Here is a 17,958-nt window from a genome sequence, read left to right on the forward strand (position 1 = left end):
CTTTTGAGTCATCCCATTTATGTTAGTGAGGGGTGTTTTGTTCTTTCTTTAAAACCTTTTTCTATTGCTAATAAAGCTTTGTCGGGTGTAATTAGACCACGATTAGGTTTTCTTGTACCCGTCGCAATCTCAAACGCCATAATTTCAACTGGTTCAATAACAATATGCCCATCTTTTCTTAATTGTTCAATATTCCTGGAAACAACTGTTTTATTCCACATTAAATCGTTCATATTAGGAAAGAAAATAGTGTTATGTGGATGAGCTAATACAGTAGTTGCAACTAAATTCATTGCTACACCATTAGCAGTTTGTCCTAAGATGTTCGCTGTAGCTGGAATAATGCAATATATGTCCGCCCAGCGGCCAATTTCTACGTGGCTATGTCTTTTTCCGTTTTCCCCATGTTCTGAGTATACATGGTCACAAAAATAAGAAACAGTATGAGCTGGAATAAGGTCTTCCGCTGTTTTTGTCATAACAACCCTTATTTCCTTAAAGAAGCTTTTAAAATATAAGAGATACGAGGAGATGCCGACAGATGAGATTGATCCGCAAATCCCGATCAATAACTTTTTATCTTTTAATATTGAAATACTCATTTTTTTCTCCCCCTGTAAATTTTAAACAATCATACTACACAATTATTCTTTTTGTGGTGTTTATTCCAAATATTAAATATTCTTAATAAACACATATAAAATAAACCTAAACTTCTTTTAAAATTCTTTTAACTTTTAAATGGCTCTGCTATATTTATGGATAATTAAGGAATATTAATTGTTCAAATTTATTAAAAATGAGGTGTTCAATATGCATACAAAATTCAAACGGAATTCGGTATGGAATAGGTCTTCTTCGATAAGTGAAAGAAAAGTAAGGCGTTCACTTAATACTAATTGGGATGAACTAACAAACAGACGCTTCGAAAGATGGAAAAGCCTTGTTGAAAGTGATGAGGGGATTCGAATTGAGGATGTATTAGCCACCCAAAATATTGACGAAGAAACCCTAAAGCATACTATCAATGCAAAAGAAGTGGAATTTATTAATGAAGGTGATCATCAAGGATGGCTTGAAATTATTCAGCTAGTTGATGAACAATCCTATAAAAATGTAAATATAGAAGTTAGAAAAGATATTCTCTTCTTTAGTTTTATAAAACCATTTTTGAAAATAGCAAGAGGCAAATTAGAGGAAGTATTATATTCTCACTCTACTAAATCTCTGATAAAGGAAGAACTTAGTCCGTCGGTAATTGATGATTTACTTAATAATCTTGGTGAAACTTTATCAGCTATAAGTAGTCGGATATTAATATTGGAGTTAAATGTAGCAAGGGTATCAGGAAAGCTGCGGGGTGAAACTTCTGAAGAACGAGCCTCTTATTTCAATCAAGCCCTTTTAAATGACCCGGCATATGTTCGATCAATTCGAGAAGAATACATAGTTTTAACAAGGCTGTTAGCAACAAAAACAATGTATTGGATTCAAAATACTTCTGATCTCCTTGTAAGATTTCATCAGGATAAAGGGATATTAGAATCTGAGTTTAGTAATGGTCAAAAATTAGGGAAAATTATTTCCATCGATACAGGAAGTGGCGTCTCAGATACTCATAACAAAGGAAAAACAGTCGCCATTTTAAACTTTGAAACTGGAATTAAAATTGTGTATAAGCCTCGTTCATTAGAAATAGACGTAAAATTTAATAAATTTGTAAATTATCTAAATGGTAAAAATTTAAGTTTTGACTTAAAAACTGTACACACACTTAACAAAAAATCTTATGGATGGACGCAGTTTATCTCTTATAAAGAATGTCAGGAAGAACTGCAAATTGGAAAGTTTTATTGGCGTATTGGAAGTTATTTGGCTATCTTATATGCAATGAATGCGGTAGATTTTCATATGCAAAATTTAATTGCTGATGGAGAATATCCTATTTTAGTTGATTTAGAATCTTTATTTCATAATAATTCTACGTATACAGATACCAGTGCTTTTAGTCGCGCACAAGAACATATTGAACGGTCAGTTTTACGAATTGGGTTATTACCGAGAAAAATAAATAGTAAAGCTGGATTTGAAGGAATTGACCTTAGTGCATTAGGTGCACAAGAAGGACAAGTATCTCCGCATAAAACCAGTACAATAGTTGATCGAGATAAAGATACAGTCAGGATAGAAGAAAAAAACTTTCCAATTCCAGTTAGTCAGCATAGACCTATGCTGCATGGACAAATCATTAATACTGTTGCTTACGAAGGAAATATTATAAAAGGATTTGAAGAAACCTACTTCCTTTTCATGAAATATAAACAAGACATGCTCGAACAAATAGATTCTTTTAAAGGGGTTACTGTAAGACAAATATTGCGTGGTACATCTCGCTATGCAAACCTTCTGAAAATAAGTTTACATCCAGATTTCATGAGAGACGGCTTAGATCGTGAAATGATTTTAGATAAATTGTGGCTAGATACAAAATTGAATCCACGATTGAACCAAGTTGTAAATAGTGAAAAGGAAGGCTTATTCCTTGGGGATATCCCATATTTCACAAGCAAGCCTGAATCTACAAATATGTGGGATTCCAGCGGTCGAAAAATCAACAATTTTTTTAAAACAAGTGCCTTAAATGAGACAAAGGAAAAAATAAATGAAATGAATGAAAGTGACTGTCATGAACAAGTAAGCTTTATAAAAACAGCTATTTTAGTAATTAAGGATTCTTATCGTAAACATAAAGTATTTGATATAAATCCTCGATTACACGTTTTTAACCCAAAAGATTTTTTTCAAGAAGCTATTAAAATCGGAGACTTTCTTGCTAGTAGGGCGATTGAAGGTGAACAGTTAGATGGACAAGAGGATGTATCTTGGATCGGATCGTTTGTTGACAATCAACGAGAGGATCAATTCAAGATTTCAGCTGCAAATAGTTCATTATACGAGGGTGTAGGTGGTATTTCTCTCTTCCTTGCTTATTTAGGTCGCCTCTCTAACAATGAAAAATACACCAAACTATCTAAAAAAGCTTTAGTGGCAGTACACAAAAATATGTCTGCATCTAGTGATTTAGGTGCCTTTGGGGGAATTGCTTCTTACCTTTATTTGTTGGATCATTTATCAAAATTATGGAATGATGAACAACTATTGAAAAACGAACTTTATTCTGCCCTCAACAAATTAGATTCTTTGATCGAAAGGGATGAAAACAACGATATTTTAACAGGGGTGGCTGGGACAGCAGTTATTTTAATAAATTTGTTTAAACGGTATAAAGAAGAACAAATCTTAAACTTGATTACAAAATGCGGAAATCGTCTTATTCAAAATATAAACGTTATGGAAAAGGGAGTTGGATGGAAAGTCCCGGCAAACCCAACGCCAGCCTCCGGATTTGCTCATGGTGCCTCAGGAATTATATGGGCTCTTTATGAGATTTACGCAATTACTGAGCAAACTGTATTTAAAGAGGTAGCTGAAAAAGCGTTAGAATTTGAAAGAACTTTGTTTATTCCGGAAAAAAACAATTGGGCAGATATTAAACTTGAAAACGGACAGTTTCGAAATGATAATTTTGTTGCTTGGTGTAATGGCGCAGCAGGCATAGGATTAAGTAGGATATTGATCCTGCCACACAATCAAAATGAATTGATAAAAGATGAAGCACATGTCGCAATTAATACAACCCTAAAATATGGTTTTGAACATGATCATTCTTTATGCCATGGTGATTTAGGTAATCTGGACATCCTTATGTACGCAGCGGAAAACTTTAATAAAAAGTTAAGCGTAAATGTAACAGAACTAAGCCATAAAATTTTAAATGATATAAAGCTCAGAGGATGGTTAACTGGATTTGAAAAAAATAACGAATCCCCATCCTTAATGATGGGGTATGCAGGTATAGGACTTGGATTGCTTAAGATTTTTGCACCGACTGAAGTGCCATCAGTTTTGAGACTCCAATCACCTTTAGAACTAAAATTGTAAAATTAAAATGAGCCTTACTTTGTTAAGGCTCTATTTCTTAGGAGTGATCCAATGAGAAGAAGAGTTCCTCTAGTAAGGCAAATGGGACAATATGAGTGTGGGCCCGCCTGTCTCACCATGATTTTAAGTTATTATGGGAGTACTATATCTCTAAATAAAATAAGTGAACAATGTGATGCCCAAAGAAATGGCGTATCTGTATCCATTTTAAAATCAGTATCAGAATATTATGGGCTTAACTGCAAAGTATACCAAGTTTCGTTTAAAGATTTGAAAAAATATATCAATTCATATCTTCCCTGCATCATATTTTGGGATGAACGGCACTTTGTGGTTTTAGAACAGATTAAAAAAGGTCTTTTTCATATAATTGACCCCAACAGAGGAAAATTGAAATTATCCGAAGAAGAATTTAAAAGACATTATAGCAAGGTAATCTTGACTTTTAAGAAGTCAGATAAATTTAAAGAGATGATGCCATCACCCGCAGCAAAGTATTATTTACGTTATATAGTTAAAAGCCGTACTATTGTTTCACTTATCATTTTCTTTTCACTGATCACACAAGTAGTCTTCTTAGCCGTTCCTTTTTTAATTAAATATTTAGTGGATCATTCTTTAATAAGTAAATCAACAAATTCTTTTCTATTTTTAGGAATTGTAGTCATCATAGCAGTTTTTATATTGGGACTTGTTATGTTTATCCGCAATTATTTCACAATTAAACTTCAAGCTATTATAAGTAAAAGCATCTCAAACGATTTTGTGGAACATTTATTAAAATTACCTCTCAATTTTTATGAAAATCGAACAACCGGTGATATTGCAATGAGAGTAAGTAACATTTCCATGATAAGGGAGATTATAGCTAAGAATGGAGCAACAATAGTACTAGATATTATTACTTTGATTTCATTTTTTATTGCTATGTTAACTCAATCATTTAAACTTGCATTTTTTGCTATTGGATTGGCAATTATTCAATTCTTACTAATGATGATTTTGATTCCAAGAATAAAAAATTTAATCCATAATGACTTATCAATTCAAACAACCACACAAAGTTTTTTAGTGGAAGCTCTAAGAGCTATCACTTTTATTAAATCAAATGGTTTAGATCATTCTATCCTAACAAAGTGGTCAAATTACTATGATAAACAAATCGAAGCATTTTCACAGCGATACCACTTAGACGCTATAATGGATAGCATAAGTGTAAGCATCCGATATTGTGCACCCCTTCTCTTATTATGGTTTGGATCAAAAGAAGTTATCACCGGAAATTTAACACTCGGAGGCTTATTAGGGTTTAGCAGCTTAGGAACATCTTTCTTGTTGCCGATTGCTTCTTTAATAACAGGCATGCAACAATTTCAATTGGTCGGTGACACTTTTGAACGAATGCAAGATGTTATGGAAACTGAGCCCGAACAAATCAACCAAACTTCAATAATTGAAACTGAACTATCAAAACAAGATATAAAACTTGAAAATGTCACATTTACACATCATAGCTTACATATTCTTAAAGAAGTTTCATTAAACATTAAGTCAGGTACTAAATTAGCTCTCGTAGGCCGTACAGGTAGTGGAAAGACAACTTTATCAAGAATTATACTGGGGTTATACAAACCCACTAAGGGAAAAGTATTTTATGGTGAACAGGACTTGAAGAATTTAAACCTTTACGAGCTCCGAAAACAAATGGGGGTCGTATTACAAGAAAGCTTTCTTTTCAATGATACTATTGCAAACAATATAGCTGGATTTAAAAGCTTATCTCAGGATAAAATTGAACAAGCAGCAAAGAGAGTGCAGTTACATGAAGATATAATAAGAATGCCAATGGGATATAACACAATTATCGGGGAAAATGGCAGTATGTTATCAGGAGGGCAGCGTCAGCGCATAGCAATAGCAAGAGCTATCGTCGATAACCCTTCTGTAGTCATTTTAGATGAAATAACAAGTAACTTGGATACATTAACAGAGCATGAAATTGACGAATACTTTGCAAAATCAAATATTACCCGTATTGTAATAACTCATCGTCTTTTAAGCAGCCAAGACTCTGATTTAATAGTGGTATTAGATCAAGGAAAAATAGTCGAAAAAGGAAAACATCAAGAGTTATTAGAGAAAAAGGGATATTATTATGACTTATGGATAAAACAAGTAGGGGATAGACAGAAAGCTACGCTGGAAAAGCCCTTTTTCCTCAATGAGCCAACTGGAAAAACTTGAGGCTGCTGACTTTATTTTATTTCAATAACACTTGCTATACCCTTTATCTCCATGTCCGCAGACTACAATTTGAAAGACTGAAACAAAACAAGCCAGAGCAATCCCCCATTTAGAAAAAATCTTGCCGCTGTCGAACATAACCATGTGTTTATCAATGACTTTGACACCATCTACCTTTACCAATCCGCTCTCAGTCAGCAACAGGTTGATTTGATTGTGATACTTTGGTGAAACGCGAGAAGGAAATAAACGGAAAGACGAAAGCACTCACGATGTTGTGAGTGCTTTTCATCAGCCGACCTGCTGTTTTACGGCTTTACCGGCTGATCCGAACTCTCTCATTTTGCTTCGCACTGTCTCTTCCACGGCTTCAATGCCGGGTGACATGTAGCCGCGCGGTTCGTACAGATCGCCGTTTTCCTGAAACATGCGGCGTGTTTCGTCTGTCCAGGCTACCATACATTCCGTGTTGATATTGATTTTCGCGTGGCCGAGCGTGATGGCTTTTTTGACCTGATCCTGCGGAATCCCGGATGCTCCGTGGAGAACGAGGGGAATATCAGTCATGCGGGAGATAGCCTCCATTTCTTTAAATCCGAGATTCGGTTCACCTTGATATTTGCCGTGGACGGAGCCGAGGGCGGCGGCCAGCGCGTCGATATTGGTTTCTTTGACGATCCGCTCACATTCGGCGATATCGGCATAGCGGACCCCGCCGACCAGCCCGTCTTCCATGCCGCCGACCGTGCCGACTTCTGCTTCTACTGAGACGCCTTGCTTTGCCGCATAATCGGCGACTTCTTTTGTCATCGCGATGTTCTCATCAATCGGATGATGGGAGCCGTCAATCATCACTGAGCTGAATCCGGCGTCAATGGCCTGTCTGCAGCGTTCCGCACTGCTTCCGTGATCAAGATGGAGCACAACGGGAACGGTAATCGCCATTTCTTCTATTAACGCGCCGACCATGGCGGAAATCGTTTTAAATCCGCCTAAATAGTCGACCAGACGATCGGAAGCCGCGGCGATGACCGGCGATTGCTCCTTTTGCGCCGCTTGCAGAATCGCCTTCGTCCATTGGAGGCCGTTGATATTAAATTGGCCGACTGCATAATGCTCCCGTTTCGCTTCTGCAAGAAGATGTTTCATGGTGACAAAAGCCATGTTCACGCCTCCTTCATGAAGTATTTTGATACGACGGCTTCCGTTGTTTCCTTTGCCGTTTTGATCGTTTCCTCCGCAGTCAGCTTATAATATTCAGGTCTGAACAGCTCTACGGAGACAACATCATTGAATCCGATTTCTTTTAACGCTGACAGATGGGCGTCTAAGTCAATCGCACCCTGTCCAGGCCAGACGCGGTCTTCATCCGTTAAAAAGCCGATCGGGAAGTCTTCTGTATCGTCGATATGATAGATGAAAATTTTCTTTCCGTCCGCCTGCTTCAAACTCTCAATATTGGAGCCCATCGCGTGGAAATGGAAGCTGTCAAACACCAGTCCGACATTATCGCGGCCGACAGCGTTCACGATGTCATACGCCTGTTCAAATGTATTGACCGTACATTGCGGGTGCCCGACAAATTCAAGGGCAATGTTTACGCCGTACGGCTCCGCGATGTCCGAAAGCTCAGTCAGCACCTCTATGCTGCTCTTTTTGATCTCTTCTTTCAAGATTTTCCGCTCTGTCACAAGCGGCACGGCCACCACATATTTCACGCCGAGCGTTCTGCAGGTTTCCATCATGCTTTTGAATTCCGAAATGATCTCCCTATAGCCCTTCTCATCACGGTTGTTGAAGAAAACCAGTGCGTTCAGGGCAAGCGGTTTAATGTGATGGGTTCGAAAATATTCCGCCAGATCGGCCAGTGAATGGTCTTTTAAGTATTCCGGCAGCTTATCCATTGTGCGGATTTCAATATAATCATAGCCGTGCTTTTCGCACAGTTCTAAATCCTGTTTCAGGTTTGAATTCTCCAGCGTAGTCGCTTCATTAAAGCAAAGTTTCATGTCAGCCTCTCCCATCCGCGTTTTCGATATGAAGGGAGTCCGGCTGGAGGGCTTTTTTGCCCCGCTCCGCCGAACTCCGTACTCAGCTTATGCCATACCCAGTTCTTCCTTTAATTTCTTAAGCGTGGTCCGGCTTGATTCATCCGCTCTTTCGCCGACCCAAGCAAAAACGGCATTCGTCGCAATTCCGTCGAATTTCATCTCTCTCATCTTTCTGAAAATCGTCTCAAAATCGACCTCGCCTTGCCCGATGTCCAAATGTTGGTGAACCGTTACTTTCGCATCAGGCGGGTTGACGATGTAGCGCAGGCCGTGCGCCGCTTTATGATTAAAAGTATCTGCAAATAAAACATGTGTAAGGCGGTCGCCGGCTTCATCAAACATGGTCGCAATATCGCCTTTTCCGTCATCATAGAAGAACGTATGCGCAGTCGAGTAGACAAGATTGATCCAATCCTTATCAAGCGCGCGGATCATATCCATCGCACCTTTGTGCGTTTCGATAAAATCATACGGGTGAGCCTGAAGATTGAGTTTAACGCCTTCTTTTTCAAAAACGGGCAGCAGTTCATCCATGGATTTGATGAATTTTTCTTCACTTGTCAAAGGATCATATTTTGAACCGCTGAATTCACTGTTCATCAAATCCACTTCAAGTTCAACCGCAATTTCGATCGCCCGTTTCCAGTTGCGCACGGCGGCCTGTCGGCGGTCTTCATCAGGACCCGCCCAGTGGTAAAGCGGAAGAAGAGAGGACAGCTTCACACCTGTATCCTTTAAAAGGCGCTTCAATTGTTTGATTTTTGCTGAATCGACTTTCGGATATTTGTAGAAAGGACAAAAATCCTCGCGCGGGGACAGTTCGATATATTCGTATCCGAGTTCCGCCGTTTTATAGACCATTTCTTCTAACGTTAAATCATCGCGGTACATGGATGGATCTAAGGCCAGTTTCATTTCTTTCACTCCCGATCTATTATTTGTTCACAGTCGTAAATGATTGGTAGAATGCCGGTTTCTCTTGCAGCGCCACAGGCTCTTTCTGCCCGGATTCCTGAGCTTTTACGCACGCGTCAGTTGTCACTGCGGCAATATAACCGTCCCATGCCGTCGGACCGCTGACTTCGCCTTTTTTCCGGATCGAATCAATGAAGTCTTGAATTTCCACATCATACGCAGCCACAAATCGGCGCTGCCAGTCCATCAGGATATCGGTGCTGAATGTCCCTTCTTTTCTCAAACTGATGCTTGACGGTTCCGGAAGCTTGATGACGCCGTCTTCCCCGACGATCTCACATTGAATGTCATAGCCGTATTTACAGTTCACGTAGATTTCGGCATTGATGACGATGCCGCCTTTTGTTTCGATGATGACCATCTGCGGATCTTTCAGATGCGGCAGCGCATTTTTTGATTTCTTCGGATAGATGACCTGTACGGATTCATAGTCGTCATTGACGAGCCAGTGGAGGACATCAATTTCATGAACGAGCGTATCGACGACGGCCATGTCCGTTGAATAATTCGATGCGACTGTCGGGTTGCGGTGCGCACAGTGAATCATCAGCGGCTCGCCGACCACGCGGTTGTCGATCGCTTCTTTCAGCTGAACGTAACCGCTGTCATATCTGCGCATAAAACCTACCTGCACCAATCGTTTTCCCGTCTTCATTTCTTCCTCGACAATGCGCATACAGCCTTCTGCCGTTGTCGCAAGCGGCTTTTCACAAAACACGTGCTTGCCGTGCTGAATCGCTTTCAAAACGCTGGACTCGTGAGCCGGGCCCCAGCTTGTCACTAAGACGGCATCCACATTTTCAGCAGCGAGGAGGCTGTCGTCATCAGGATAAACGGAGGCGTTCAAATTGAAATCCTGAACGGTCTGCTGCGCGGCCTCCTGATTCACATCTGTGACAGCGGTAATTTCCGCACCGGACAGCTTATTTGTGATGCGGTTGATGTGCTCTTTTCCGATAGCACCGGTTCCGATAACACCTATACGTAAATTCATTGATCGCCACTCCTTCTGATAATCAAATAATGGTTCTCGTCTTTCTTTTCTCGCTGCCGTCCTGAGGAGCGCCGTACAGTTCCTCCTGTATCTGTTCAAGCGACTTGCCGGACGTATTCGGCGCGAAGACAAGCCCGATGATCATACTGGCCGTCACACATATGAGCAGAATACCGGCCATAAAACCGATGCCGAATTGTGACATGATGACCGGCACAAATAAACTCCAAATGCCGATTGAAATACGGACCAGAAAGAACATGAGCCCTTGTGCTGACGCTCTGTATTCTGTCGGGAACAACTCGCTTGCCCACAGCTGGTAGTTCGCCTGCTGGCCGGCTCCGTTATTGATGCCGATCGCTAAAACAAACAAAAGCAGCATCGGGAGTCCCTGAAAGGGCAGTAAAAACAGCGACCAGCCGACAACGGCCATACATGCGCAGATTCCGAACACCGTTTTCCGATATTTATCTGCAAAAGGCATGAAGATACAGACGACGCCGAGCCCGGTGAAGATAAACAGGGCCATCTGCAGAATGTTGGCCGTATTTGCGGATACGCCGCCGACCTGCTGGTAGATGTACGGCATGAAGAATCCCATGACGCCCGCTGCGAGATTCCATACGAGAAACACACCCATTAAAAACAAAATGTTCTTGAAAAATTTCGGCTGAAGCAGGTCAAAATAAGATGTTTTTTTCACGGCGGCAGGCCGCTCTTCACTGTTTTTCCAGGCATCCGACTCAGGTAAACGCTTTCTTATCACATATGTGATCAGGGCGATCACCAATAGATGCGCAAAGACAATTTTATTTCCTAAAAGCCCGAGGTCACCGACCAAAACGGATAACAGCAGAACCACAACGGCTCCGGCGGCCCACGCCACCTGCGCCACTCCGCAATGCCTCGCCCGGTTTTTCTCGGGGGCGTTTTCCGCGATAATGGTCCATGAAGCCGTAATATCCGCGCCTACAGAAATCCCAATAATCATGTATCCGCATAACAGCATGGGAAAGTTGAATCCAAACAAAACCAAACAAATTCCTAAGGCGTAGACGAGCATACTGTTTGTGTATACAGCTTTTCGGCCGACCTTATCAGCCAAATACCCGCCGAGCAGCGCTCCGACGGCCGCTGATATCGCATTTGCGCTGAAGGCGCTGAGCAATCCGATCTGACTGTCGGACAGCTTCAAGTAGCTGACCCACATAGATAAACCCGCTGATCCTGCCACGATGGAACCTGCATCAATGTAATTTGCTAATGCTGCGGCGATGGTCCTTTTGCTGAAAGCTGATTCCGCCTTGGCACTATTCATATAAGTCCCCCTCTAATTTGCAGGATCAAGCAGTTCACTGTCGATGTACTTTCTCGCAATCAGCGCGTACTCAAGCGGATTGGCGACTGCCGGGTCTTGTTCGGCTTCGATGACGATCCAGCCTGAATAATCATGACGGACGAGCGCTCGGTACACTTCGGTAAAATCGATGCATCCGTCTCCGGGAACCGTAAAAATGCCTTGTAAAAACGACTGCCTGAATGACTTGCCTTCCTGTCTGCACCGCTCCATAATGTCAAACCGCGCATCCTTGAAATGAACGTGTCTGATCCGATCCATATGCTTGTTGAGAATCGTCATATAGTCTCCGTCCGAGATATAGGCATGGCCGGTATCATATAGTAAATGAACATACCGCGGGTCCGTTCCATCCATCAGCCGATCAACTTCTTCCGCCGTCTGGACGCCTGTGCCGAGATGATGATGAAACGTGAGATCCAGCCCGTATTCGTCAGCGATTTTCCCGAGACGGTTCAAGCCTTGGCACAGCGTATCCCATTCTTCATCTGAGAAGTGCGGTTTTTTCTTAAATACATCAATGTCCAAGCCTTGAACACTGTACGTCTGTTCAGAAACGGTGGCGACATCCGCTCCGACTTTCTGCAAATAATCACAGTGTTCTGTAAATTGTTCAGCCGTTTTTTCAATACCGTCTTGTATGATAAAGCTGCTGAACCATTTCCCCGCAATCCGCAAGTTCCGGAGAGCCAGCTCCTTATTGAGGACGGAGGGTTCAGGGAAAAACCCTCCCACTTCCGTACCTTGAAAGCCGGCGACAACAATATCGCTTAACAAATGCTGCAGCGTATTCCCGGCTCCGATTTCCGGCATATCGTCATTGCGCCACCCAATGGGAGCGATGCCCCACAGAATATCTTGTTTGCCCATCGTGATGCCTCCCCTCTAGTACTGCTTCGCAGACTTCAGCTTCATCTCTTTCGCTTCGTATGCCCGCTGAACGCTTTCCTGCTCAGACACTTCCGCCACGCCGACATGCCACCAGCTGTCATAGCCGTCCGTCATCGTTTTCGGCAGAACCTTCATTTCAATTAAAGTGGATACGTCTTGCGTTTTCGCATCTTCAAGCGCCGCTTTCAGTTCTTCAACCGTATTGGCTCTGTATGTTTTAGCGCCGTAGCCCTCTGCCACCTTCGCGTAATCAACGTTTAAAATCTGATTGTCCTCGGTGCGGAACTCGCAGAAATAACTGCCGCTCCCGTGATCCATCTGCAGGTTGTTGATACAGCCGAATCCCGAGTTGTCAAAGAGCAGGACATTGATTTTTTTGTTATATTGAAGCGCGGTAATCAGCTCTGAGTGCAGCATCAGAAAGCTTCCGTCGCCGACGAGTGAATAGACTTCTTTGTCGGGATGGGCCAGCTTGAGGCCGAGCGTGCCCGATACCTCATACCCCATGCAGGAATAGCCGTACTCGAGGTGGTACGTATTCGGGACGTTGGAATGCCACAGCCGCTGCAAATCTCCCGGAAGAGATCCCGCCGAACTGATGACGACGCTGTCTTCAGGAATCGTGTCATTGATGGTCAACAGCGCCGTTGTTTGCGGCAGCTCAGTCTCGAGCGCGTCGGCATACTCGTTTAACACATCCTGTGAGAAATGGTTCTTAATTTCCGGTTCGAACGCGTCACGTGTAAAAGTGACCTTGCCGAGCCGGTCCCGTTCAGCCAGCCATTCATCTTTCCAATCTTTAATCGCCGTGCCGAATGCACTTTTATATCCGTCTAATAAGCCGTGCAGCCTGCCGAGCGTCACTTTCGCATCGGCTACGACCTGAAACGCGTCAAGCTTGTAAGCCTGCATGCGGCTGACATTGATATTCAAAAATTTTGCTTTGTCAAAATCAAACGCTGTTTTCGAGGATGTCGCAAAGTCCGTGTAACGTGTGCCGACACCGATGATCAGATCAGCCTGGCGGGCGGCTTTGTTTGCGGCGAGTGTGCCCGTGATGCCCATGCCGCCCAGATTGTTGGCGAAATCGGCTTCAACCGTTGACTTGCCGGCCTGCGTTTCGACAAGCGGAATGCCGTATGTTTCAGAAAGCGCGATTAATTCCTCACGCGCGCCGGAGTACTTCGCGCCGCCGCCCACTAAAATGACGGGACGGCTGCTCTCCTTAATTCTCTCCGCGGCGCCTTTCAGCTCACGCTCGCTTGGCTGCATCCGGTCAATGTAATGAACGCGTTTTTCAAAGAAGCTTTCATCAAAATCAAATGCTTCTCCCTCTACATCCTGAGATATGCAGATTGTCGCCGGACCCGCTTTTGCCGGATCTGTCATCACTTCAAATGCCCGGATTAAGCTGCTCATCAGCTGCTCGGGGCGGGTGATGCGGTCCCAATAGCGGGACACGGGCTTTAACGCATCGTTTGTCGTGACGGCGGCACTGTATTCCTGCTCCACCTGCTGAAGCACCGGGTCAGGCTGCCTCGTCGCAAAGGTATCGGCCGGAAGCAGCAGCACCGGGATATTATTGGCCAGCGCCGTACCCGCGGCAGCCGTCAAGTTAGCGGCACCCGGACCGACTGATGTCGATACCGCGTAAATTTTTCTTCTCAGCATCTGCTTGCTGTATGCCATCGCGGCATGCGCCATGCCTTGTTCGTTTTTGCCTTGATAGACTTTCAGGTGCCCGGCGTCCTGCTCAAGCGCCTGCCCGATCCCCAACACATTTCCGTGGCCGAAAATCGTGAAGATGCCCTCAACGAACGGCTCTTCTTTTCCGTCAACATGAATGTACTGCCGGTTCAAGAATTTAATCAGCGCTTGTGCTGTCGTTAAGCGAATTGTCTTACCCACAAACGATCCCACCTTTTATACGTTCTATTTACCGTTAAGACTGTGCTGCGCTTCAATCAGTTCGATGATTTCACCGGCAGCCGGCATTGCTTCTGAGGAGCTGTGTTTGCTGACGACGATGGAAGCGGAAGCGCTCCCGTATTTTAAAGCCGTTTCAATATCCCGGCCGCTGACAAGTCCGTAGATGAAAGCTGACGCATAGGAATCACCCGCTCCGAAGGTCTTCAGCACCTTTGTTTTATAGGCATGCGCCCGGAAAACTTCTCCCGATCTGCTGTATGCGTATGATCCGTCAACGCCGTGCTTAATGACGACAAGGTCAGCAGAGTGCGCAAACAAATGGCGGACGGTTTCATCGTTATCTCCGCCGCTGTGGTTTTCCATTACGTCAAATTCGTCACGCGTACCGATGACGATATCGGATTGTTCCGCCGCCAGCGTGTAGTACACGGCTGTTTCTTCTGCCGATTGCCATGTATACGGACGGTAGTCGAGCTCAAACACGACTTTTACGTCATGTTTTTTTGCGATATGCACCGCTTTTAAGACGGCTTCGCGCGACGGGCTTTTTGCAAGCGCCGTGCCTGACACGAGCAGCATTTTCGCGTTTGCGATGTAGCCTTCATTGACTTCGGACGGCTCAAGATACAAATCCGCCACGTCATCCCGGTACATCAGAATGCTGCACTCTTCGGGACTGAGAATTTCCGTAAAAGCGAGCCCGGCTTTGCGCCCTTCTCTGTCAACGGTCATTTGTGACGTATCAACGCCCTTTCCCTGCATATAAGAAACGATGAATCTGCCGTGCTGATCATCCGGGATTTTGCCGATAAAACCGGCTTTTAATCCGAGCTTGGCGCTGCCGATCGCAATATTTGCCGGGGAGCCGCCGACATATTTAGAAAACGTCATCGTTTCTTCCATCGGCCGGTTGTATTCCGCAGCGTTCAAATCAATACACGCGCGCCCGATCGCGACAATATCAAACTCTTTTTCTTCATTAAATGTATATTTCATCGTTATCTGCCACTCCTCACTTGTTAGCGTTCCAGGATCCATTCATGGGCCGGATCATTATGAAACTTCCATTTTCGTGTCGGTCCCGCCATTACATTCAGGTAGTAAGAGGTATACCCGTCCGGAACACCAACCGGGTGATAGCCCGCCGGCACGATGACAACGTTTTCATTTTCTGCGGTCATCGTCTCGTCAATCGAGCGGTCGTCCGTGTACACACGCTGGAAGACAAACCCCTGCGGCGGGTCCGTTTCATGGTAATAGGTTTCTTCTAAAAAGGATTCAGCCGGCAGATTGTCTTGGTCATGTTTATGAGGCGGGTAGCTCGACCAGTTGCCGCTGTCCGTGTAAACTTCAACAACGAGAAGGCTGTTTGCCGATGGATCTGAATCGGGGAGAATATTATGAACGGTTCGTTTGTTTGCCAGCTTGCCGCGATGTTCCACACCGTTGTCTTCCGCTTTAATCAGCTTTGTCGGAAGCTGGTGTTCGGACGGAGAATAGCACAGCGCGACCCTCGCCCCGCTGACGGCTGTGATTCCAAAAGAGCGGTCATTGGACACATAAACGCTGTCCGTCGGTTTTCTTTCAAATACGCTTTCACGGGTGCCGATGCTTTCAAATGTCTGATCATAATCAGTGACGGTGATTTTTCCCGTTACCGCAACGATGCAGCACTCCGTCTTTTTCAAATCTTCTGTATATGCGGAACCGGGAGTGAGGTCAACGACTTTAAATCCGACGTATTTGAGGTCTGAATTGGCTGAAGTGACGTCATGTATGATGTTCACGCCTTGAGAAATCTCATCGGCCTGCGGTTTGCGCAGCAAATGACTCATGTTTATTCCTCCTTAATTGATGGTAAAAGAAAACCCGGACGGAATCACAAAGCCGTCCGGGCCGGCTGTCAGATCAATTGAAGTCAGGAGACGGGTATCGTGCCGTCACGACTTTTTTACGTGTATAGAAGTCGACGCTGTCTTTTCCGTTTGCGTGCAATGTGCCGAAGAAAGAAGACTTCCAGCCTGAGAACGGGAAGAATGCCATCGGCGCCGGCACGCCAAGGTTGATGCCGAGCATCCCCGCGTCAATATTTTCACGGAAGTAGCGGATCGCGTTCGCATTTGAAGTGAACAGACACGCGCCGTTCGCAAATTCAGACTGGTTGGCGATGTCCACCGCTTCTTTTAAGTTTTTCACGCGGATGACCGACAGAACGGGCGCAAAGATTTCATCTTTCCAGATCGTCATATCCGTCGTCACGTTGTCAAAAATCGTCGGTCCGACGAAATAGCCGTCTTCCGTTGCGTTTTCACGTCCGTCACAAAGAAGTCTCGCTCCTTCTTCGATGCCTTTTTCAATATAGCTGTGCGTGCGTTTTTTGTTGTCCTCGCGGATGACCGGGCCTAAGAACACGCCGTCATCCAGTCCGTTTCCGATCTTGATGTCCGCTGCTTTTTCCTGTAGTTTCGCCATAAACTCATCGGCGATTCCCTCTTCAACCGTCACAACCGCGCATGCCATGCACCGCTCTCCTGCCGAACCGAATGCCGCACCGATAATGTTTGTCACCGTATCTTCAAGGTGGGCGTCATTTAACACGATCGTATGGTTTTTCGCGCCCGTTAACGCCTGCACGCGTTTCAAATGTTCGCTGCCTTTTTTGAAAACATACTCGCCGACAGGTTTTGAACCGACGAATGAGATGGCTTTAATATCCGGATGTTCAAGAACGCCGTTTACGACGTCATGCGCGCCGTGCACGACATTGAAGACGCCCTTCGGCAGACCGGCCTGTTCAAACAGCTCTGCCAGTTTTTCCGTTAACAGCGGCGTGCGCTCAGACGGCTTCAGAATGAACGTGTTTCCTAATGAAATCGCCATCGGGAACATCCAGCACGGAACCATCATCGGGAAGTTGAACGGTGCGATACCGCCGACCACCCCGATCGGATAGCGGTAATTCGCCGCCTCTACATCCGTCGCAATAGAGGCAAGTGAATCGCCCATCATGAGTGACGGCGCGCCCGCTGCGAATTCGACGTTTTCAATTCCGCGTCCCACTTCACCGAGTGCTTCTGTCGTGTTTTTACCGTTTTCCAAAGTGATCAGACGGGCAAGCTCTTCTTTGTTCTGCTGGAGAAGCTGCTGATAGTTAAATAGAATTCTCGCACGGCGCGGCACTGCCGTCTTTGACCATGTTTGAAAAGCCTCTGACGCTGAGCGGACGGCGTATTCCACATCCTCCCGCGTAGAAATCGGAACCTGGCACATCACTTCTTTTGTAGCCGGATTGACAACGTCTTCATATTGATCTGTCTTACTTTCAACCCATTCACCATTGATGTAGTTTTTCAGTTTTCTGATCTCTGCCATTCTCATTGCCTCCTTAAATAGTAAACATCCTGTTCAGCTGGGTAATAACGGATGAATATATTCATCTTTTACATATAAAAGACATGAATTAAACGCTTACAAATGCTAAAATGATGGTGACTCCCAATCTTCCCATGTAAAAG

Annotated in this window: 13 protein-coding genes; 2 read left to right on the top strand and 11 right to left on the bottom strand. The window is 44.3% G+C overall.

Annotated features, from left to right (window positions below):
* Positions 1-17: 17 nt before the first annotated feature.
* Positions 18-602: a flavoprotein gene (locus AR442_RS17325; RefSeq protein WP_032863857.1), complete on the bottom strand. Its 585-nt coding sequence runs from the start codon at positions 600-602 to the stop codon at positions 18-20.
* 211 nt (positions 603-813) lie between these two features.
* Here AR442_RS17325 and AR442_RS17330 point away from each other — a divergent pair, with 211 nt between their 5' ends.
* Positions 814-4,002 carry a type 2 lanthipeptide synthetase LanM family protein gene (locus tag AR442_RS17330; protein ID WP_014419285.1) on the top strand — a complete coding sequence of 1,063 codons (3,189 nt, stop codon included), beginning with the start codon at positions 814-816 and terminating at the stop codon, positions 4,000-4,002.
* A gap of 51 nt (positions 4,003-4,053) precedes the next feature.
* Positions 4,054-6,246, top strand: coding sequence for a peptidase domain-containing ABC transporter (locus tag AR442_RS17335; protein WP_053285296.1), 2,193 nt, complete (start codon positions 4,054-4,056; stop codon positions 6,244-6,246).
* Positions 6,247-6,537: 291 nt separating this feature from the next.
* On the opposite strand, the gene iolJ is transcribed toward AR442_RS17335, so the two are convergent.
* The 10 genes from iolJ to iolA all read right to left on the bottom strand — a co-directional run bounded on the left by iolJ (position 6,538) and on the right by iolA (position 17,815).
* A complete protein-coding gene (iolJ, locus tag AR442_RS17340) occupies positions 6,538-7,410 on the bottom strand; it encodes a 6-phospho-5-dehydro-2-deoxy-D-gluconate aldolase (protein WP_053285295.1) in 873 nt (290 codons plus the stop codon).
* Positions 7,411-7,412: 2 nt separating this feature from the next.
* Positions 7,413-8,255, bottom strand: a complete 843-nt coding sequence (iolI, locus tag AR442_RS17345; RefSeq protein WP_007407832.1) for a 2-keto-myo-inositol isomerase — start codon at positions 8,253-8,255, stop codon at positions 7,413-7,415.
* Positions 8,256-8,342: 87 nt separating this feature from the next.
* The gene (locus AR442_RS17350; protein WP_007407833.1) at positions 8,343-9,212 is read right to left on the bottom strand and encodes a sugar phosphate isomerase/epimerase family protein; all 870 of its coding nucleotides are present in this window, start codon (positions 9,210-9,212) and stop codon (positions 8,343-8,345) included.
* A gap of 19 nt (positions 9,213-9,231) precedes the next feature.
* On the bottom strand, positions 9,232-10,266 hold the full coding sequence (gene iolG, locus AR442_RS17355) for a bifunctional inositol 2-dehydrogenase/D-chiro-inositol 1-dehydrogenase (RefSeq protein WP_014419289.1): 1,035 nt from the start codon (positions 10,264-10,266) through the stop codon (positions 9,232-9,234).
* 22 nt (positions 10,267-10,288) lie between these two features.
* A complete protein-coding gene (locus AR442_RS17360; protein WP_053285294.1) occupies positions 10,289-11,584 on the bottom strand; it encodes an MFS transporter in 1,296 nt (431 codons plus the stop codon).
* 12 nt (positions 11,585-11,596) lie between these two features.
* Positions 11,597-12,493 (bottom strand): myo-inosose-2 dehydratase, encoded by an 897-nt coding sequence (gene iolE, locus AR442_RS17365; protein WP_032875530.1) that lies wholly within the window; start codon positions 12,491-12,493, stop codon positions 11,597-11,599.
* A 15-nt stretch (positions 12,494-12,508) separates the two neighbouring features.
* Complete coding sequence (iolD, locus tag AR442_RS17370; RefSeq protein WP_014419292.1) at positions 12,509-14,422, bottom strand: 3D-(3,5/4)-trihydroxycyclohexane-1,2-dione acylhydrolase (decyclizing); 1,914 nt, start codon at positions 14,420-14,422, stop codon at positions 12,509-12,511.
* A gap of 24 nt (positions 14,423-14,446) precedes the next feature.
* On the bottom strand, positions 14,447-15,439 hold the full coding sequence (gene iolC / locus AR442_RS17375; protein WP_014419293.1) for a 5-dehydro-2-deoxygluconokinase: 993 nt from the start codon (positions 15,437-15,439) through the stop codon (positions 14,447-14,449).
* A gap of 23 nt (positions 15,440-15,462) precedes the next feature.
* On the bottom strand, positions 15,463-16,278 hold the full coding sequence (gene iolB, locus AR442_RS17380) for a 5-deoxy-glucuronate isomerase (RefSeq protein WP_014419294.1): 816 nt from the start codon (positions 16,276-16,278) through the stop codon (positions 15,463-15,465).
* Between the two features lie 73 nt (positions 16,279-16,351).
* A complete protein-coding gene (gene iolA, locus AR442_RS17385) occupies positions 16,352-17,815 on the bottom strand; it encodes a methylmalonate-semialdehyde dehydrogenase (protein ID WP_014419295.1) in 1,464 nt (487 codons plus the stop codon).
* Positions 17,816-17,958: the final 143 nt, after the last annotated feature.

This window comes from Bacillus velezensis (assembly GCF_001461825.1).
In the GTDB taxonomy this organism is placed as follows: domain Bacteria; phylum Bacillota; class Bacilli; order Bacillales; family Bacillaceae; genus Bacillus; species Bacillus velezensis.